This is a genomic window from Neobacillus massiliamazoniensis (assembly GCF_001048695.1).
Classification (GTDB): domain Bacteria; phylum Bacillota; class Bacilli; order Bacillales; family Cytobacillaceae; genus Neobacillus; species Neobacillus massiliamazoniensis.
On record NZ_CVRB01000004.1, the window covers coordinates 284,235 to 302,469 of the forward strand.

At 37.3% G+C, this 18,235-nt stretch carries 20 protein-coding genes; 3 read left to right on the forward strand and 17 right to left on the reverse strand.

The genetic code is table 11. From position 1 onward, the window contains the following. Positions 1-10: 10 nt before the first annotated feature. The 12 genes from rpsA to BN1082_RS19290 all read right to left on the reverse strand — a co-directional run bounded on the left by rpsA (position 11) and on the right by BN1082_RS19290 (position 11,927). Complete coding sequence (gene rpsA / locus BN1082_RS19235; RefSeq protein ID WP_090637133.1) at positions 11-1,150, reverse strand: 30S ribosomal protein S1; 1,140 nt, start codon at positions 1,148-1,150, stop codon at positions 11-13. A 227-nt stretch (positions 1,151-1,377) separates the two neighbouring features. Then, positions 1,378-1,959, reverse strand: coding sequence for a lysophospholipid acyltransferase family protein (locus BN1082_RS19240; protein ID WP_090637135.1), 582 nt, complete (start codon positions 1,957-1,959; stop codon positions 1,378-1,380). Beyond that, the gene (cmk, locus tag BN1082_RS19245) at positions 1,956-2,636 is read right to left on the reverse strand and encodes a (d)CMP kinase (RefSeq protein WP_090637137.1); all 681 of its coding nucleotides are present in this window, start codon (positions 2,634-2,636) and stop codon (positions 1,956-1,958) included. The genes BN1082_RS19240 and cmk overlap by 4 nt, the downstream gene beginning before the upstream one ends. A gap of 488 nt (positions 2,637-3,124) precedes the next feature. Further along, positions 3,125-3,304, reverse strand: coding sequence for a YpfB family protein (locus BN1082_RS19250; protein WP_090637139.1), 180 nt, complete (start codon positions 3,302-3,304; stop codon positions 3,125-3,127). 367 nt (positions 3,305-3,671) lie between these two features. Beyond that, complete coding sequence (gene ypeB, locus BN1082_RS19255) at positions 3,672-5,018, reverse strand: germination protein YpeB (RefSeq protein WP_090637141.1); 1,347 nt, start codon at positions 5,016-5,018, stop codon at positions 3,672-3,674. A gap of 12 nt (positions 5,019-5,030) precedes the next feature. Beyond that, complete coding sequence (sleB, locus tag BN1082_RS19260; protein ID WP_090637143.1) at positions 5,031-5,855, reverse strand: spore cortex-lytic enzyme; 825 nt, start codon at positions 5,853-5,855, stop codon at positions 5,031-5,033. 89 nt (positions 5,856-5,944) lie between these two features. Next, the gene (gene prsW, locus BN1082_RS19265; protein WP_090637145.1) at positions 5,945-6,634 is read right to left on the reverse strand and encodes a glutamic-type intramembrane protease PrsW; all 690 of its coding nucleotides are present in this window, start codon (positions 6,632-6,634) and stop codon (positions 5,945-5,947) included. Positions 6,635-7,039: 405 nt separating this feature from the next. After that, positions 7,040-7,996 (reverse strand): asparaginase, encoded by a 957-nt coding sequence (locus tag BN1082_RS19270; protein ID WP_090637147.1) that lies wholly within the window; start codon positions 7,994-7,996, stop codon positions 7,040-7,042. Between the two features lie 3 nt (positions 7,997-7,999). Further along, positions 8,000-8,971 carry a YpdA family putative bacillithiol disulfide reductase gene (locus tag BN1082_RS19275; RefSeq protein WP_090637149.1) on the reverse strand — a complete coding sequence of 324 codons (972 nt, stop codon included), beginning with the start codon at positions 8,969-8,971 and terminating at the stop codon, positions 8,000-8,002. Between the two features lie 81 nt (positions 8,972-9,052). Next, positions 9,053-10,330: a Glu/Leu/Phe/Val family dehydrogenase gene (locus BN1082_RS19280; protein ID WP_090637151.1), complete on the reverse strand. Its 1,278-nt coding sequence runs from the start codon at positions 10,328-10,330 to the stop codon at positions 9,053-9,055. A gap of 222 nt (positions 10,331-10,552) precedes the next feature. Continuing rightward, positions 10,553-11,131 carry a genetic competence negative regulator gene (locus BN1082_RS19285; RefSeq protein WP_090637153.1) on the reverse strand — a complete coding sequence of 193 codons (579 nt, stop codon included), beginning with the start codon at positions 11,129-11,131 and terminating at the stop codon, positions 10,553-10,555. A 163-nt stretch (positions 11,132-11,294) separates the two neighbouring features. After that, positions 11,295-11,927: a CBS domain-containing protein gene (locus BN1082_RS19290; protein ID WP_090637155.1), complete on the reverse strand. Its 633-nt coding sequence runs from the start codon at positions 11,925-11,927 to the stop codon at positions 11,295-11,297. 159 nt (positions 11,928-12,086) lie between these two features. On the opposite strand from BN1082_RS19290, the gene BN1082_RS19295 reads away from it, so the two are divergent. From BN1082_RS19295 to cotJC, 3 genes are all read left to right on the forward strand, one after another. Beyond that, complete coding sequence (locus BN1082_RS19295; RefSeq protein WP_090637157.1) at positions 12,087-12,317, forward strand: spore coat associated protein CotJA; 231 nt, start codon at positions 12,087-12,089, stop codon at positions 12,315-12,317. Further along, positions 12,314-12,574 carry a spore coat protein CotJB gene (locus BN1082_RS19300; RefSeq protein ID WP_090637158.1) on the forward strand — a complete coding sequence of 87 codons (261 nt, stop codon included), beginning with the start codon at positions 12,314-12,316 and terminating at the stop codon, positions 12,572-12,574. The genes BN1082_RS19295 and BN1082_RS19300 overlap by 4 nt, the downstream gene beginning before the upstream one ends. 150 nt (positions 12,575-12,724) lie before the next feature. Beyond that, positions 12,725-13,294 carry a spore coat protein CotJC gene (cotJC, locus tag BN1082_RS19305; RefSeq protein WP_090637159.1) on the forward strand — a complete coding sequence of 190 codons (570 nt, stop codon included), beginning with the start codon at positions 12,725-12,727 and terminating at the stop codon, positions 13,292-13,294. A gap of 159 nt (positions 13,295-13,453) precedes the next feature. On the opposite strand, the gene BN1082_RS19310 is transcribed toward cotJC, so the two are convergent. From BN1082_RS19310 to BN1082_RS19330, 5 genes are all read right to left on the reverse strand, one after another. Beyond that, positions 13,454-13,909, reverse strand: coding sequence for a DUF2663 family protein (locus BN1082_RS19310; RefSeq protein ID WP_090637161.1), 456 nt, complete (start codon positions 13,907-13,909; stop codon positions 13,454-13,456). Positions 13,910-14,240: 331 nt separating this feature from the next. Continuing rightward, entirely contained in the window at positions 14,241-14,972 is a 732-nt protein-coding gene (locus tag BN1082_RS19315; protein WP_090637163.1) for a LysM peptidoglycan-binding domain-containing protein, read from the reverse strand. Continuing rightward, positions 14,965-15,579, reverse strand: coding sequence for a CPBP family intramembrane glutamic endopeptidase (locus tag BN1082_RS19320; RefSeq protein ID WP_090637165.1), 615 nt, complete (start codon positions 15,577-15,579; stop codon positions 14,965-14,967). The genes BN1082_RS19315 and BN1082_RS19320 overlap by 8 nt, the downstream gene beginning before the upstream one ends. Then, positions 15,576-17,078 carry a RecQ family ATP-dependent DNA helicase gene (locus BN1082_RS19325; RefSeq protein WP_090637168.1) on the reverse strand — a complete coding sequence of 501 codons (1,503 nt, stop codon included), beginning with the start codon at positions 17,076-17,078 and terminating at the stop codon, positions 15,576-15,578. Before BN1082_RS19325 ends, BN1082_RS19320 begins: the two co-directional genes overlap by 4 nt. After that, a complete protein-coding gene (locus BN1082_RS19330) occupies positions 17,075-18,115 on the reverse strand; it encodes a YpbB family protein (RefSeq protein WP_090637170.1) in 1,041 nt (346 codons plus the stop codon). Before BN1082_RS19330 ends, BN1082_RS19325 begins: the two co-directional genes overlap by 4 nt. Positions 18,116-18,235: the final 120 nt, after the last annotated feature.

Here is an 18,235-nt window from a genome sequence, read left to right on the forward strand (position 1 = left end):
TAAATCACCATTATTTTTTCAGATTCTTTAATTTATCTCCAATAACTTCACCTAGTTGAAAGCCCTTTGATTCTTCCGGAAGTACAAAATCAAGATTTTCTTCAACATCTTTTTCAAGGAGCTCTTTAATGCTTAAGGATAATCGTTGATCCTGTTCATTCACATCAAGAACCTTCACTTTGACTTCTTGGCCTTCTTTTAAGACCTCATGCGGTGTACCAATATGTTTATGGGCAATTTGAGAGATATGAACAAGTCCTTCAACACCTGGCAGTACTTCAACAAAAGCACCATATGAAACCAACCGCTTTACTGTACCAGTTAACTCGCTACCTTTTGGTGCTCTCTCAGAAATATTTGACCATGGACCAGGCAAGGTTTCTTTAATCGATAAGGAAATTCTTTCATTATCACGGTCAACGTTTAATACTTTCACCTTTACATTTTGCCCTTCTTGAACAACATCGGTTGGTTTATCAACGTGATCATATGATAATTGAGAAATGTGAACAAGTCCATCAATACCGCCAATATCAACAAAAGCACCAAAATCAGTAATTCTTTGTACTACTCCATCAATGACTTGCCCTACTTGCAAGCTTTCTAGACGATTTTGTTTTTGTTTTCCTTTCTCTGCCTCCACTACAGCACGATGAGAAAGAATTAAGCGATTTTTCTCTTTATCAAGTTCAACAATTTTAAAGGTAAGCTTGCGACCCTTATAGTCTGAGAAATCCTCCACAAAAAACGGTTCAACTAAAGATGCAGGAACAAAGCCACGGACGCCAAGATCAACTACAAGACCACCTTTTACGACGTCTTTTACTTCTGTTTCAAAAATATCACCATCATGAAATTTTTTTTCTAGATGATCCCACGCTTTTTCAGCATCCACTTTCCTTTTTGAAAGAATTAAGGCATCTTCCTCCACTTTTAAAACCTCTAACTCAAGACTATCGCCTTCTGAAACAACATCAGATGCTTTTTCAATGTGCAGGCTGGATAACTCACTGATTGGTATAATTCCATCAAGTTTGCTATCCTGAAGATTAACAAGCACTTGTTTTTCTTCCACTTTCGTAACTTGGCCAGTAACCTTGTCTCCAATTTCAAAGCTTTTTACTTCTACTTGATTTAAATCTTCCGACATATGTAATTCCTCCTTAATCCAAATACTACTAATAAACTTATATATGATTCATTGCATGCCAATCCGCAAACACTACATATAAAAACAAAAGATTGAATTGAAAATTCATCGATTGGCGAGCAAAAAGGTTTATCATATACATTCAGAATTTAGAATAAATTCTGATTAGCCAAAATAAATCTCTTTTTATTAACTTCTTACAAATACTTTATTTTGTCAAGTACAACCTATCGGTGTTCTTTAATAAGTTTATGGATTTCCTCCATAATTAATTCAGTTACTTCTTCGGCTGAAGCTTTCTCTTGTTTCATTTTTTCCATCGGAATTGGTTTTCCATATATCACCTTTAATTTTTTAAAGCTTTTATATGGTCCGATGACAGCACACGGTACTACCGATGCATTTGAACGTAATGCAAAGAAACCAGCACCTGCTAACCCTTTCCCGAGTTCACCTGTCTTGCTTCTATGCCCTTCTGGAAAAAGTCCAAAAACATGTCCTTCTTTTAAGACTTTTAATCCAGTTCGAAGCGCCTCACGGTCCCCAAATCCCCTTTTTACTGGGAAGGCATTGCATTTTCTAACAATATTACCCAAAATGGGAACGTTGAAAAGTTCTTCCTTTGCCATATAATGAACAGGTCTAGGTGCCATAATCCCTACTACCATAGGATCAAAATTGTGGATATGATTGGCGCAAAGCAGTACTGGACCTTCCATAGGGAAATGCTCCAATCCTAAAGCTTCGATCCTGTACCACGGTTTAAAAATAGCATAAATCACTGATTTTGCAAATGAATAAAACGTCATACTGATCCAGCCCTTTCCTCTACTAAAGCCATTATTTTTTCCACAACTTCAGGAATGGTCAAAGATGTCGCATCAATTTCAACTGCATCATCGGCTTTTTTCAATGGGGCAATCTCTCTTTCCGAATCAATTTTATCCCGACGTGCAATTTCTTCTTGTAACTTTTCAAGATTGGACGGAAATCCTTTTTGCAAATTCTCAGTATGACGTCTGAAAGCTCTCTCTTCAACGCTAGCTAATAAAAACACTTTCACCTTGGCATCTGGAAGAACATGAGTGCCAATATCACGCCCATCCATGACGACACCGCCATTATCTGCAAAAGCTTGTTGCCTTTTAACCATTTCCTCTCTTACCTTCTGATGTTTTGAAACAATTGATACAGAATTTGTCACTTCAGATGAACGGATCTCATGTGTAACATCCTGTTGATTTATATAAACTAATTGTCCCTTTTCAGAAGGGATTAATTTAATATCAATGGATAGTAATGTCTCTAATAAGGAACTTTCTGATTCTAAGTTTAAATGGTTAACAATTGCCTTATAAGTTAATGCGCGATACATCGCCCCAGTATCAATATATATATAGGATAATTTTTCCGCAACAATTTTGGCTACTGTACTTTTCCCAGCTGCAGCAGGACCATCTATTGCGATTGATAGTTTCGTTTCCATATTTCCTCCTAAGGTATTCTAGTTAGTCTACTTTTATTTATTTTATCATAAGAAATTGTTTTGCCTCTTCTTTTTTAACATTTTAAATTATATCTTCCTTTTCATAAAGGCTGTGTTAAACTTGCCAGTTGATTTGCGCTCAAGAAGCGAGCATCCGCGGGCGTGCCGGGGAGCCTCCTCGACGCTTAAGCGCCTGTGGGGTCTCCCCTGCCCCGTACTCCCGCAGGACGTTGAATCAGCATCCTTGAATCAACACCGCACGAAGGAAATGCGATAGCATTTTCGAGGATCTCGCGCCTTCCGCTCCAATCAACAAGTTTCAAAAATCAACAATGACCCTTAACACAGCCTTCATAAAAGAAAAGCGCAAGGCGCCCGCCTTTCAGCTTGTGACCTCGAGCCGATGGCGCCTGAAGCTGAACAATTCTCAAAGTCAAATTTTACACTTTCTTATCCCTAATAAAAACAAAGCAGGATGGCCTGCTTTGTTATTTTCCCTGAAAGGTTTGAAGGAATTCTGTAAAGCTATTTTCATTTACCCCTTCATATTTGGTTAGTTGCTTTATTTGTGGAAAAAAATCAAATTGATGAAATAATAATTGCGTAATAAAAAGAAGGATGAATTGAAAAATAATCATTTTTATTAAAACACTTTCGACTTTCTTCATAAAACACCCCATGATTTTTATTATTTAAATAAACTAACTTCATTCATTTGATGGTATGTAACAAGAGGATGTCCCAAAAGTAGTTTTAGGAGCACCCCCTTTTTTATTAATGGTCTGTTAAACTTTGTCTGTTGATTTCCGCTCTAGTGGCGGTCCGGGGAGCCTCCTCGGCGCTATGCACCTGCGGGGTCTCCCCTGCCCCGTACTCCCGCAGGACATTAAATTACATCCTTGAATCCGCCCACGCACGAAGGAAATGCGATAGCATTTTCGAGGAGTCGAGCGCCTTCCACTCCAATCAACATTGCGGCAAAATTATTATGACTTTTTACATATAGTGGTGCCTGACACCTTTTGGGACAACCTCTCAGGCATTTCCATAAATTTCTTCAGTGTTTTTTAACTTTTCCACTTCTTCTTCCGTACCATTTTGGGCATTAATAAAAATCCTATATGTCTCATCCCCCATGGTCCCGAGAAATTCGTAGCATAAAACTTCTTCGTTTAAGTCGTTGATTATAATAGCCTGTCTCTCTTCGTTTACTTTAAAGCCTGGATTCACCTTTGCTCGTGCCTGCTCGGCTGAAATTGATGGTGAAGGGATCGTTCTTTTATGATAATTTTTCAAGTATTCTTCAGCAGAGAGGCCGATGATATCTCCATTATCAAGCGCTACTTTCACCTTAATGGACTCTGGATAAATCCAAACATTGTTATTCTTCGTAACAAAATCGTATACACCAATACTGTCATACTGTGAGCTTTCCAATAATTCAAGATTCTCATAGCCAACTTTCTTTAAATAGGTAGCAGCGCGATTGCCGGCATCATTTAAACTAATGGATTGTTTTTTTACATCACGATTGTTAATAAACCAAATCGGATACCCTCCTATTTTTGTAATATCCATGTTTACCTCTTGTCCAGTTTGAGGACTTTTTAGGGCGACAGTATAGAAGCCATAATTTGAACCTTTTCCATTCTCAGTTACCTTAACTTGTGCATTTCTGTCTAAACCGGAATATTTTTGAGCTTCATAGACTGCTTCTTGACGAGTAATCGTTTTCCCTGATAGTTTTTTTAGGGATTCATCTTTTACTTGCAAATTAGCTTGCGTTGGTCCAAAATCAGTTTCTTTATATCCCGAAACAGTATTTTCAACCGTCTTAAATCCATTGATAATAGTGTTATCTGTCTGTTCCTTACCTGATGCAAGCGCCAATTCAACATCCATCCAGCGGAGATTGTTTTTTAAAGCCATATGCTGAACGTTTCTTAGTTCATTTTGAATGTCTCCTGATTGCTTATAAAGGCCTTGTAAGGTTTTATATTCCTTGTCGGTTAATGGATTCTTATCTAAATCTCTTACGGCCGTTCGGTAACTAAAATTGCCGATCTTAGCTAAAAACTCTTGGGTTTTATTAAATGGTAGCAACGTTAGCGGAAGTTGAGTTACATTACTATGCGCTTCTGAAGTAAGCTTCCACACTTCAGCTAAAGAAGGAGATAAGGAGTACCTTGAGTTCATCGCAAGCGTAGTCCCAATTTTATCGTGCAATAAATCCATTCGATAAGTTAAATCGTGGAAAGCCCGTTGATAGTTATTTTCTGCATTTAACAGAACAGCATTTTTTTCTTGATGTTCTTGATATCCCCAATAAGCAGTTCCTGCAATTCCTAACACGAGAACACCTATTAATATTCCTCTGATCAATACAAACACCCCCTAATGGCAAAATATATGTTTACCGATTCGCTTTATTTGTGGTCTTGACCAAATCCATGGGCTTGTAGCGGTTGCCGGATTGAAATAGTAAAGTGCATTATCGGTAGGATCCCATCCATTAATAGCATCAATAACCGCTTTCCTGGCAGTGTCATTTGGTGTTAGATAAATCTGTCCGTCCGCCACTGCAGTAAAGGCACCTGGCTGAAAAATAACTCCAGAAACCGTGTTCGGGAATGCTGAACTCTGGACACGGTTTAAGATCACGGCAGCTACTGCAACTTGACCTTCGAACGGCTCTCCTCTTGATTCTCCATAAACAGCATTGGCCATTAAGCGGATGTCATTTTGTGAAAAGCCTTTTGGAATATTAACTGATGTAGGTTGATTGGGCGGTGTGGCTACCTTATTATTAGCCGTGTTTCCATTCGCCCCTTTTTGATTGTTCCCACCCTTGCTACCAGAGGTGTTACTGTTATTTCCTTTATTGATTTGGCTTTTGACCAATTGTTCATTATAGTTACTTACTTTTGTCAGTTTTGCTTTTGTTGATTGTCCTGCTAATCCATCAACAGGTAAACCGTATTCATATTGAAAGTTCCTTAAAGCCCAGTATGTACTCCAGCCAAAAACCCCATCAATTTTACCATGAAAGTAGCCTATGTTTTGGAGCCTTGATTGAAGCTCAATTACATCATCACCTACAGCCCCCTTTTGAATAACCTGGCCCGTGAACCCATTAGCACGAATTGGTTCGAATAGCAAAAAGGGTAAGAAACAAAGGATGATGATTTGAAATTTCCAAAGAAATATTTTCATTTTCATGGATTGCTAACCCCCAGATGTAAATCTATTTCACAGTAACACTATTTTTTGTCATAAAAGAATTTTTATGCCAATAAAAAAAACCTTCACTACGAATGAAGGTTTTTTTGAACCGAATATTTTTTTTTCAAATGGTTGGCACTTAGACCTCTTGCAATTTTTACTTGTCGTAAACCAAACCACCAAAGGAAAATCATAAATGGAAATATAATGTAAACCCAATATTCCTGTGAAAGCAAGATATAATCATAGGATCCATGAAGAAGGAAAGGTAATAGTAATGATAAAATTACCCACTTTACCTTACTACCTTCGGTAAACTTCGCTTTGCCCATATAAAAGCCCATAATAACTCCGAATAATGCATGGCTTGATACGGGCAATAATGCACGTACCATCGCATTGCCAACTCCATTGGCAATTAAATAAAAAATATTTTCGATTGTAGCAAAACCAAGTGACACGGCTACACCGTACACAATACCATCAAATGGCTCATCAAAATCAACGTATGGATAGATAATAAAAAAGAGAATAAACCACTTAAAAAACTCTTCGAGCAGGCTAGAGCTCAAAAAGGCATCGGCAAAATTCGATTTTACCAAGTGTTCCGTTTCAATCACATGCTGGATAAACATGATTGGAAATACAAGAAGAGCTCCATATAAAAATGTTTTCAGGACAACGGAAATTGGCTCGGAATCGTATTCATCTTTTAAATAGAAATAACTTAATAAGGCCAGCCCAGGGGCTATTCCTGCTGTTAATATTCCCAGCATGTATGCTCCTCTTTTCCTTTCATTTTCTTAAGTCTAACATGGAAATTAGAAAAGCGGAAGCGCCTTGGTCAGGGGTGACAGGCATAAGACGAGCCGGCTTGAAGGTTGGTTTTTAACCTTCAGGTCGGATTGGCTTATGACCCCGAGCCCCTAGGCGCTGGAGCTGGACAAAAAGAAAAGCGGAAGCGCCTTGGTCAGCCCCGACAAGCATAAGACGCGCCCAAAAAGAAGGCGCTTTTTGCCTTCATTTTGGGCGCGTCTGTAGACCATCAAGGGACTAGTCGCTCCGCCGAAAAACTTACGTTTTTCAGCGTGCGATGTATCCCTTTCCGAAGCTTACTCTAATAGAGCTGGACAATTCTCGAAGTCAAAACATTCTTATTATCACATTCGATGATAGCTTTATTAAAATTTTATATTATCGAAACCACTTGCCAGAGCAACCGCCAACTTGATTCTTGCCTTTTTAGAATCATTATCACTTCCAAGAATAACTCCTTTTTGATACAGATCAAAGGCACTACCCATGTAATCGTAGGTTGTATAAACAGAGCCCTCTTCAGCACTGGTCGTGATCACAAGCTTAATTCCTTCACTAATCGACTTTTCAATTTCCTCCATCATTTGCGGTGCTACTTGGCCGCGTCCTACCCCTTCAAGAATGATTCCTTTTACTCCAGCCTCTCGAGCGGCTTTGATAAACTTGCCATCTGCACCAATATAGCATTTAATAATGTCGACTTGTGGTATTGATCCTTTTATATCAAAATGTTCCCTTTTAATTGGTTTTTGGAATACGTGGACCTCATCGTTGTCGATAATCCCAAGATAGCCGAATCCAAATGCATTGAATCCTTGAATATTTGAAGCATGTTCTTTTTTTACATACCTTGCAGCAAAAATCCGTTCATTAAATACTACAACAGTGCCTGATCCCATTAAATCTTCAGAGCAGGCAGAATAAATGGCATGTCGTAAGTTTGTATAAACATCACTGCCTAAATCCTCTATAGAACGTTGTGACCCCGTAACGACAACTGTTCTCTCATCTTTAATGGTTAGATCAAGAAAATAGGCTGTCTCTTCCATTGTGTCAGTACCGTGGGTGACTACTACTCCTGAAACTTCATCATCTTTAAAATAGTTCTCAATCTTTTCCTTTAAAACGACTAAATCCTCAAATGTAATATGAATACTGGCTTTTTGAAAAGCGGATTCAACAATGACTTCAATATCGTTAGGCAATTGACACATGGCAGCTAGCTCTTCACCTGTCATAGCTCCCGATGCTAATTTACCTGAAGTCTTATTCGGTTTACTGGCAATGGTTCCACCTGTTGTTAATAATACGACCTTCTTCATGCATCATTCACCTTTTTCTTTAGATAAGATTGATGTGGCAATTTGTCCGCCATGAAACTTGCCATTTTCAATAAAGATTTCATTTGCGTTATTTCCGGCAGCAATGACACCCGCAATATATAAACCTTCAATATTAGTTTCCATTGAATCAGGATTAAAATGTGGTCTACCTGTTTCCTTGTCAATTGTAATGCCCATTGTTTTAAGAAAATGGTGGTCCGGATGATAACCAATCATCGCAAAAACAAAATCATTTTGGAAGGACATTATTTCACTATCCTTCTCATAAATTACTTTTGTTTCCGTTATTTCTTTAATATTTGCATTAAATTCCATCTTAATTGTCCCATTTCGAACTAATGCCTCGAATTCAGGAAGGATCCATGGCTTTATACTTGGAGAATACACACTCCCACGATATAAAACAGTTACTCTTGCACCTGCCTTAACAAGTTCAATGGATGCATCAACACTAGAATTTTTCCCACCAATCACACAAACATCTTTATCGAAATACGGATGAGCTTCCTTAAAATAATGAAAAACCTTTGGTAAATTTTCTCCAGGTACATTCAATAGATTCGGGTGGTCATAATAGCCTGTGGCAATGACTACATAAGGAGCTGCATATGCTGCTTTATCTGTCGTAACAGAAAAAAGATTCCCTTCTTTGTTCACTTTTAATACCTTTTCAAATGCATTAACACGAAGCTTCTTCCTCTTAACAACTTCTCGGTAATAGACAAGAGCTTGATTTCGTTTTGGTTTATAATTTTCCGTCAAAAACGGAACATCACTAATTTCTAATTTTTCACTTGTACTGAAAAATGTTTGATGTGTTGGATAATGATATATGGCATTAACGATATTGCCCTTTTCAATTATGAGTGGGTTCATCCCAATTTCTTTTAAAGAAATGGCTGCCGCTAAACCGCAAGGCCCGCCCCCGACAATAATTACATCTTCTTTTTGCATCGTATTTACACCTCTTTTACATAGAAAAACTCCTACCTTTCTAATGATAGGAGTTTTTCATTTATGTTTCAATGTTTATACTTAAATCCAACCTCTGAATCGACTTGCTTCCGCCATTTTTCTAACCCCGACCATATAAGCAGCAAGGCGCATATCAACTCGGCGGGTTTGAGCTGTATCATAAATATTTTTAAAGGATTTTACCATCACTTTTTCAAGTTTTTCTTCTACTTCTTCCTCAGTCCAATAATAGCCTTGATTATTTTGAACCCACTCAAAATAAGAGACTGTAACACCACCTGAAGATGCTAACACATCCGGTACGAGGAGAATTCCACGCTCTGTTAAAATTTGGGTTGCTTCTAAAGTTGTTGGGCCATTGGCAGCCTCAACCACAATTTTTGCACGAATATTATGAGCATTTTCTTCTGTAATCTGGTTTTCAATAGCAGCAGGAACAAGAATATCGCAATCAAGCTCAAGCAATTCTTTATTAGTAATAGTATGATTAAATAATTTCGTAACTGTTCCAAAGCTGTCTCGTCTATCTAATAGATAATCGATATCAAGTCCATTCGGATCATAAAGTGCACCGTATGCATCGGAAATTCCGATTACTTTTGCACCAGCATCATGCATAAATTTAGATAAATAGCTTCCTGCGTTACCAAAACCTTGTATAACAACGCGTGCACCTTCAATGGAAATACCTTTCTTTTTAGCTGCTTCACGGATACAGATGGTTACGCCTTTTGCAGTCGCAGATTCACGTCCATGCGAGCCTCCAAGAACAAGTGGTTTGCCTGTAATAAATCCCGGAGAATTAAACTCATCTATTCTGCTATACTCATCCATCATCCAGGCCATGATTTGTGAATTTGTAAACACATCTGGCGCAGGAATATCCTTTGTTGGTCCAACAATTTGGCTGATAGCTCTTACATATCCACGGCTTAACCTTTCAAGCTCTCTAAATGACATGTCTCGAGGATCACAAACAATTCCTCCTTTACCACCGCCATAAGGAAGATCGACGATTCCACATTTTAAACTCATCCATATTGAAAGGGCTTTCACTTCTGTCTCTGACACATTTGGGTGAAAACGAATACCGCCCTTTGTCGGTCCTACGGAATCATTGTGCTGAGCACGGTAGCCAGTAAAAATTTTAACAGATCCGTCATCCATTCTAACTGGTATTTTAACTGTCATCAAACGTAACGGCTCTTTTAAGAGCTCATATACTTCTTCAGGATAACCTAACTTTTCAAGGGCCTTATGAATGACGGTTTGTGTTGATTTCAACACATCGTGCTTTTCCTCTTGATTAGTATTTTCAGTACCTTTCTCGGCTACCATTTGTAAACCTCCTAAGAATCACTTTTACGTATGTTGTCCGCTTTCAGTCATTAAGTATACACGTTTAAATGATTTATGCAAGAATAAAAAACCAAATTTCAACGTTTTTACGACATTTAATGTAAACGTTATCATTATCATCATCATTCAATCCAAAAGTACGACAAAAATAAAAAGAGGAGCTAGGCCTCTTTTGAAATTTCTCCTATTCGGAAGAGTCTATTAAAAAAACTGAAGAATGGTTTCCACCGCTTTATTGTCGATAATAAGTTTTCCATATTCCGCAAGAACATATGGGCTTAGAATGGAGGCATTACCATATTCGGATAATAAAGATGCTGCTTTTTCATTATTTTGTGTATCCAAATTATTTATTAGGAGGTAATATCGGTTGTTTAAGGAATATAAACTTCCCCCACCAATATTTAAAAAGGATAACCTTTTGGAAAGCCCAATGATATCTTCGATGCTTTCAAACTCATATAACAGGTCCTCACAACCTTCAACCCTTACTTGCATTTCAATTAATCCATCAAAAAGAAGATCCTCATCACCTGTATCTTCATCTACAGTAATAATCATAATCATTCCTTGAGCCTGTATAGAAAAAATTTCTACTGCAACTGAACCCTGAATATCAACATCGAATTCCTCACTTGCCTCAACAAGCATATCATGAAAAAGTTGATTCCACTTTGTGGAATCTCTCCATATATCCTCCTTAGAAAGTCCTCGTTCAAATAAATCATCAGAGGTTAAAAAAATTTTTATTTTATTAGCTGTTAAGCGTTCTAAGCGCATGCTTTAAGCCCCCTGCTGTGACGTAACTCTTATTTTCAGTGTATGTCGAGACCCCTTAATGGTGAATTGTCTATTCTTTTCCAGCCGTTTGAGGAAGCCATTTTTCCATGACATTCAATGAGAAAATCCCTCCCATACCATGGTATGGGAGGGACGGACCTTTCTAATCTTCATCAATGCTTAAAATACGGAAACCATATTCTTCAAGCTTTTTCGTAAACTTATCAATATTATCTTTCTTTTCAACTTTCATAACAATTCTACGGACGAGTTTATCAGTTTCATCAAATGTTACAAGTGAAATAATATGCTCGTGGAAATGATGGGCGATTTCAGAAAGGCGAGCAATTCTTCCTTCAGTCTCAACAGAGGTAAAGGCAATTCTAACCCCCGAACGTTTGAAACCAAATGCACTTTCAAATGTACCTAATACATCTGAGCGTGTTACTGCACCAAGGAACTGATGTTGAGCATCAACGACGGCAAGCAAAGGAAAATCTTTTAAATCAAGAAGGGTTTTTTCGAAAATTTCCCCTCCTTGTAAAAATACTTCTTGATGTGTTGCAATATCCTTTACAAGTGTTGATGTTAAATATTCATCCTTCGGTTGATTAGCTAAAAAGTAGTTTTCATAAATACTATATCTTGTTACCACACCAACATATTGATCTCCTTTTAACACAGGTAAGCCATCAATCTGATGTTGTTCTAATTTTTTCAAAGCATCTTGAAGAGTTTCATCTTCTTGTGCAATAAAGCATTCATGTTTTGGAATCATAATATTTTTTACGAACAATTCCCATCACCTCAGAAATAATAATCAAACAAAAAAATTTCTTCCACCACTATTATAATTCTACTTAGACGGTAAAAACCCTTTCATATATTAAAGATTTATGTCATGAAAGAAGAAAATTTTCATATTTATTAATGATGTTAGTAAAGGAGGGCTACGATGCATACACATTATAAAACCTATTATCCTTATTCAAGTCCGTTTGACCCCTGCGAGCCGATACATGAAAAAACTTTTTCTACCCCGCCACATTTATATATTGATTATCAGCCGCCTAATCTTCCTCAATTTTCCCCTATGGAAGCACTTAAAGCAGGCACGCTATGGAAACCCTTATATGATCCTTATTTCAACTCGTATGAGAAAGCAAAGGGAGGACTGGCAAGATGAAACAAATGCCGCCAGAATATTATCAATTAATGGAGCAAATTCAAGCAGTGGATTTTGTCCTAGTTGAACTCACCCTATTCCTTGATACCCATAATGACGATCTTGAAGTAATCAAACAATTTAACCATTATGTAAAGGAAAGAAAGCATTTAAAAAAGGTGTTTGAAAGTCAATTCGGCCCGTTGTTACAATTTGGACACAGCTACTCAGGTTATCCATGGAACTGGGATGATACCCCTTGGCCATGGCAAGTATGAAAGCGGAAGTACCTTGACCAGAAGCGACTAGCATAAGACGAGCCGTCGAGAAGCCGGCAATTTAACCTTCTTAAGGCTAAGCTGTAAACCATTGAGCAAATTACGGTGTAGCTAGTCAGTTATCTATTTTCAAAGGGAGGGTTAACTGAAATGTGGATTTATGAAAAGAAGCTGCAATATCCAGTTCGCGTCAGTACATGTAACCCAACATTGGCAAAATATTTAATTGAACAATATGGAGGGGCAGATGGAGAGCTTGCAGCAGCCCTAAGATATTTAAACCAGCGATATACCATTCCAGATAGAGTAATCGGACTTCTTACAGACATCGGTACCGAAGAGTTTGCCCACCTTGAAATGATTGCAACCATGGTTTACAAATTGACGAAGGACGCAACACCTGAACAGTTAAAGGCAGCTGGTCTCGGCGAACACTATGCCAACCATGATGGTGCGCTTTTCTACCAAAACGCTGCCGGGGATCCGTGGACTGCTACTTATATTCAAGCAAAAGGCGACCCCATTGCAGACCTTTATGAAGACATTGCAGCAGAAGAAAAAGCAAGGGCCACCTATCAATGGCTTATTAACCTAAGTGATGATCCGGATATAAATGATAGCCTACGCTTTTTACGAGAGCGGGAAATCATTCATTCCCTTCGCTTCCGTGAAGCGGTTGAAATATTAAAAGAGGAAAGAGATAAAAAGAAGGTTTTTTAATTATTGATGTTGTTTTTTGTAAAAATTCAGGAATAAGATCAATCTAACTGATACTGGTCACCAAAAAGATCTTTGGTGACTTAAATTATGTTTATTTTAAGTGACGTTTTATACTTTTATGTGCCATTTCTCCCAAGTTACCTTTTGTTTAGGACATCCTTATTTTTTTTCGTGATAGAGGTTAATATCATAGGTTTTTTTCATCATCTCATAAACAAGATGGCGGTTTTTCCATTGTTCTTCTCTTTTCCATAAGTCTTTACTTCGATCCACGATTTCACATCTTAATTCATGATATTCCTTTTCTTTTTTTTCTTTTTGCTGTCGTAATATATTCATAGAACCAAACAATAAAATGGTCCAACAAAACAACAAAATATTTAGTGAATCATTGACTGAAGCAGAATACATGGCATAAAAAGAATAAGAATAATGCTTCGCTATCGAAAAATAAAAATAATTCAAGTAAATAAAAGCAGAAATAACTGTGGCCATTATTAAATAATTATGCAGCTTCTTAGCGTCATCAAATTTTTTCTTTCTTTTCCTAACGTTTTCAAGCATTTGCTTGGTCGCTTCATCAGTATGTTCTAATAATCGGATTGGAGAATCCATTTTATCACCCTCCATTTCCATATATTCATATGAACTTGTCCCTTGGAATATGTTTAGAAAATAAAAAGAGGGTGTCCCAAAAGTATAACTTTTAGGGGTACTCCCTTTTTAATTAATGGTCTGTTAAACTTGTCTGTTGATTTCCGCTCTAGGCTCTCGCTTTCCGCGGGCGGTCCGGGGAGCCTCCTCGGCGCTATTGCGCCTGCGGGGTCTCCCCGGACCCGTACTCCCGCAGGAGTCGAGCGCCTTCCGCTCCAATCAACATTGCGGAAAAATTATCATGAACTTTGTACATATAGTGGTGCCTGTCACATTTTGGGATAGCCTCTTCTTAATTTAAAGGTATATTTAAAACCTGACCTGTAACAATATGCTCAGATTGCAAGTGATTCGCTTTCTTTATCAAGTCAATCCCGGATTGTGAATTGTAATACTTCATCGCAATACTGTAAAGCGTTTCTTTTGGCTGCACTTTATGATAAATGATTTTAGTTTGACTTTTTGTGGGTGCTGGTTGGGATATATTAGATGTGGAAGCAGGAACAGTTGTCGGGGCAGGAGGCTCGACCCCATTAGCAGCTTGGCTTCCATCATTCGTTTCGTTAGTTTGTTTATTCGGATCCCCAGTCTCGTTCTGCACCGCCTGTGGGGTGGTGTTACTACTTTGATCTGTCGAAGCCTCCGTTTCCGTTCCCTTATTTTCCTGTTGTGATTCACTCTGTTTCTCTGGTGGCTTTGACGATTGATCATTGTTTTTTTTTGTTTTTTCTATAGTAATGGATTCACTTCCATTTGTATCAACAGTGGTTTTTACCGATCCATTAGTTTTTTTCCCATTAAGATAGGAAAACGTACAAATAATAATAATCGGGAGAAGAATAAAGATTAGGATAAGCGAACGCATTAGAGGATACTTTATCTTCCACTTTATTTTCTTTTTCTTCTGACGGTGTACTTGTTCTCTTGGAGGCAGCTTGTCATTCCCATCAACATTTTCGTTTATTTTTTCAATTCGACGCCTTAGCCTCTCAGCCTGATCTCTGTATGGCTCCTCTTTATTCATGTGGCAGCTCCTTTCTCCTCATTAACGAATCGGATTGATTTTCTCTACATTTTATATAAACACCTAAAAGAAAATCGATAACAAAATGCATCACGATGGTAACCGCTAAATTCCCCGTCCACTCATAAATAAATCCGATGATAAAGCTTAGTAATACGATATTCATAAATAAAAACCAATTAAAAAGGTAACGATAATGGATAATAGCAAAAATAATACTGGCGAAAATAAGACCAACTTTTGTTTGAATGATTCCGCGGAAAAGTAATTCCTCGCTTATCGCTACAATAGCTGCAATCCATAATATATGAAATATATTCTTATTTCTAAATATCCTTTTATTCAAACCACCATCATCATAATAAGAGTCAGGAAGCCACTTCATCAGAACAATATCCAAAGCCACAACTGCCACTCCACAAGGAAAACCTACAGTGAGAATTTTATAATCTTTCCAATCCATATGTTTTAAAAAAGAAAAATGATCAAATAAAAGAATACCTAAGATAAAGGAAATGGTTAAGAGTATTATTTGTGTCAAATATAGGTGAAACAGTAATTCTCTATCCGTCAGCTCAGTGATTACTTCATTATATTTCCTTTTCATTCGCTCATCTCACTATTAATTAAAATTTCGGATAGATATTCCTTCCACTCCCATTTTCCTATTTCAACGACTGTGTTTCCATCCTCAGTAGAATAATATTCATCCAATTGTAATCCGCAATAATCACAGCAGGGATCCTCATTTTTTTTGTTTGCTTCTTCAAAATATCGTAAAATAAACTCTCTTCTGCAACAATCATCGTCTATCCATTTTTTCATTCTATAAATATTGCTTTTCTTAACCATTAATCTTCCGTTAACAAATTCTTTTATCGTTTCCTTTAGTGTTTCAAGACTCGTTGTTTCGTTTAAAAGCTCGAAAAACCCCTGAACAATCCGCCATTGAATTTCTGTGAATCCTCCTCTAGACTGGAGATCTTCTTTTATATTCAAATGACTGGTTAATGATTCATGATTTATTTGTGAGAACAACCAATCAATCTGTTGTTCCGAAGGCAGCTCTCCTTCAGCAAGTTGCAATTGAATCTGCTCGTCACCCGGTGAATACAATAAAATCGCGATGCTTGGCTTACCATCCCTACCTGCCCGACCAACCTCTTGCAGGAAGGACTCTAATTGCATTGGCATATGGTAATGAATGATAAAACGAATATTATCTTTATTTACTCCCATACCAAAAGCACTCGTAGCACAGATGACATCAAGTTGATTATGAATAAACTGTTGTTGAATCAAAACCCTTGAATCTGGATCAAGTCCACTGTGATAAACATTTGCCCGGCAAATTCCTTTTTCCATTAGTGTCAAAGCCATCTCTTCAGCTGCCTTTTTACTTGAAAAATATATAATCCCCGGTTTTTTTAGTCTTGAAACAAGCTCTAATACAAGGCGTTGTTTAGAAAAGTAATCGGTTACTTTTTCAAGATAAAAAGCAATATTGGGGCGATCAACTGATGACTCTACTCTAGTAATATTCTTTATGCCAAGTGAAGTGATAATATCATCACGGACCTTTGCAGTAGCAGTAGCAGTGAGAGCAAGCGTAAGCGGATTTCCAAGCTTTTGACGAATTTCGCCCAACTTTGAATAATCTGGACGAAAGTCATAGCCCCATTGTGAAATACAATGAGCCTCATCCACCACAAATAATGAAATCGAAAGTGCTTGGAGCTTGCGAATAATAAAGGAAACTCCTAACATTTCAGGTGAAATAAAAATAAATTTATATCTTTTTAGGTTTTGAAAAGCTTCTTTTCTTTCGTCCTCATGAAGGAAAGAATTTAAGGCAATTACCCGCTTTTCACCAATTTTCATTAACTGTTCTACTTGATCCTGCATTAAGGATATAAGTGGAGAGATGATCAAGACTTGTCCTTTTAGTAAGTATCCTGGAAGCTGGTAACACAAAGATTTCCCCGTTCCGGTTGGCAGCATCGCAATCGTATCTGAACCGGCTAAAATGGAGGAAATGACCTCTTTTTGCCCAGTTTTAAAGGAAGAGTACCCAAAATACTTATGTAATGCTGTTTCTAGTTTCATCTTCTTTCTCCCATCTTTGCCAATACCAATCGGATTTGAAAATATGAAGCTGTTTCCAGTTTAGTTCTTATTTGCTTTAATTTTCTTGTCGCTAATTGACTTGATATTTCCACAACTTTTCTTTGCAATTCTTTATCAACATAAGCATCAATCAAAAAATCTTCATGGTTTAATGCCAATTCCACGATATGGTCCTCAATCGTACTTATTTTTAAATCACGAATTTGGGCAATTTGAGCAATAGAATAGTCAAGGCGAAGAAGCTCTAATGTTTTACGAGCTGAAATGGTTAATGAGTCGGATTGGCTAAGGTCTTGAAAGAGTAAGGATAACAATGAAAAACGTTTTCCTTCCTTTTCCACCGTCGCAATCAAATAATGTAATACATTTAAAAATTCGAGTTGATAGTCCAGAATATTTCTATTTAATTTTTTTGCAGCTTGCATGCTCGTTAGGCCAATTCTTTTACATCCTGTTAGGCGATAGACAAGAACAGCAGGATCAATGTCTTTCGCTTCATCAAGACAGGAAAATAACTCCTCAAAAAGCATTTTGCCAATTTCATCTTTAGAAACTTGTATTTGTTTTAAAACGGATTTCAACCATAGATGGACTTTTTTGTCTTTTTGAATCGGAATATAGTGGGTTTCCTGGAATGCTACATTTGAAATGACTTGAATAAACAATGATAATCTTTCCCAAATCATGGTGGATATATGATGATACTCCCATCCATTTATATATTGAGGCAATCGGATTTCTTCTATTATCATTTCTCCCCGTTCCGTGAGAACATTTATCTGACTGCCACAAGAACGAATCCATTTCTTTTCTTGTAAACAATCAATGATATCTTCGAAGTCCTCTCGAGGTAATAATTCAAAAATCCGAAAGAATTTCTTAATTGTGAATAAATGTGCATCTTGGATCGTTTGCGCAGACTTTTTGCCATTCAAAAGATGATAGATGGAATAAATGGTTCGTTCCCCATTTAATTTTTTTAAACAATATAGAATAATATTTTCCGTATATTGCAATCCACATCACCACTTTTCAAATATCGACAAATAATCCAATTCTTCTATTTTTATTTTATCATGAAACTGGATATCTTGTTGCCGAAAATGTAGATATAATAGAAATACGATAATGAATCA

Excerpts from the sequence above, each read along its gene's own strand:
- cmk (WP_090637137.1), bottom strand. The coding sequence starts at position 2,636 with ATGGAAACGAAACTATCAATCGCAATAGATGGTCCTGCTGCAGCTGGG.
- BN1082_RS19325 (WP_090637168.1), bottom strand. The coding sequence starts at position 17,078 with ATGAAACTAGAAACAGCATTACATAAGTATTTTGGGTACTCTTCCTTT.
- BN1082_RS19280 (WP_090637151.1), bottom strand. The coding sequence starts at position 10,330 with ATGGTAGCCGAGAAAGGTACTGAAAATACTAATCAAGAGGAAAAGCAC.
- BN1082_RS19240 (WP_090637135.1), bottom strand. The coding sequence starts at position 1,959 with ATGACGTTTTATTCATTTGCAAAATCAGTGATTTATGCTATTTTTAAA.
- BN1082_RS19300 (WP_090637158.1), top strand. The coding sequence starts at position 12,314 with ATGAAACAAATGCCGCCAGAATATTATCAATTAATGGAGCAAATTCAA.
- prsW (WP_090637145.1), bottom strand. The coding sequence starts at position 6,634 with ATGCTGGGAATATTAACAGCAGGAATAGCCCCTGGGCTGGCCTTATTA.
- BN1082_RS19270 (WP_090637147.1), bottom strand. The coding sequence starts at position 7,996 with ATGAAGAAGGTCGTATTATTAACAACAGGTGGAACCATTGCCAGTAAA.
- BN1082_RS19310 (WP_090637161.1), bottom strand. The coding sequence starts at position 13,909 with ATGGATTCTCCAATCCGATTATTAGAACATACTGATGAAGCGACCAAG.
- sleB (WP_090637143.1), bottom strand. The coding sequence starts at position 5,855 with ATGAAAATGAAAATATTTCTTTGGAAATTTCAAATCATCATCCTTTGT.
- rpsA (WP_090637133.1), bottom strand. The coding sequence starts at position 1,150 with ATGTCGGAAGATTTAAATCAAGTAGAAGTAAAAAGCTTTGAAATTGGA.
- cotJC (WP_090637159.1), top strand. The coding sequence starts at position 12,725 with ATGTGGATTTATGAAAAGAAGCTGCAATATCCAGTTCGCGTCAGTACA.
- BN1082_RS19275 (WP_090637149.1), bottom strand. The coding sequence starts at position 8,971 with ATGCAAAAAGAAGATGTAATTATTGTCGGGGGCGGGCCTTGCGGTTTA.
- BN1082_RS19285 (WP_090637153.1), bottom strand. The coding sequence starts at position 11,131 with ATGCGCTTAGAACGCTTAACAGCTAATAAAATAAAAATTTTTTTAACC.
- BN1082_RS19315 (WP_090637163.1), bottom strand. The coding sequence starts at position 14,972 with ATGAATAAAGAGGAGCCATACAGAGATCAGGCTGAGAGGCTAAGGCGT.
- BN1082_RS19250 (WP_090637139.1), bottom strand. The coding sequence starts at position 3,304 with ATGAAGAAAGTCGAAAGTGTTTTAATAAAAATGATTATTTTTCAATTC.
- BN1082_RS19320 (WP_090637165.1), bottom strand. The coding sequence starts at position 15,579 with ATGAAAAGGAAATATAATGAAGTAATCACTGAGCTGACGGATAGAGAA.
- BN1082_RS19295 (WP_090637157.1), top strand. The coding sequence starts at position 12,087 with ATGCATACACATTATAAAACCTATTATCCTTATTCAAGTCCGTTTGAC.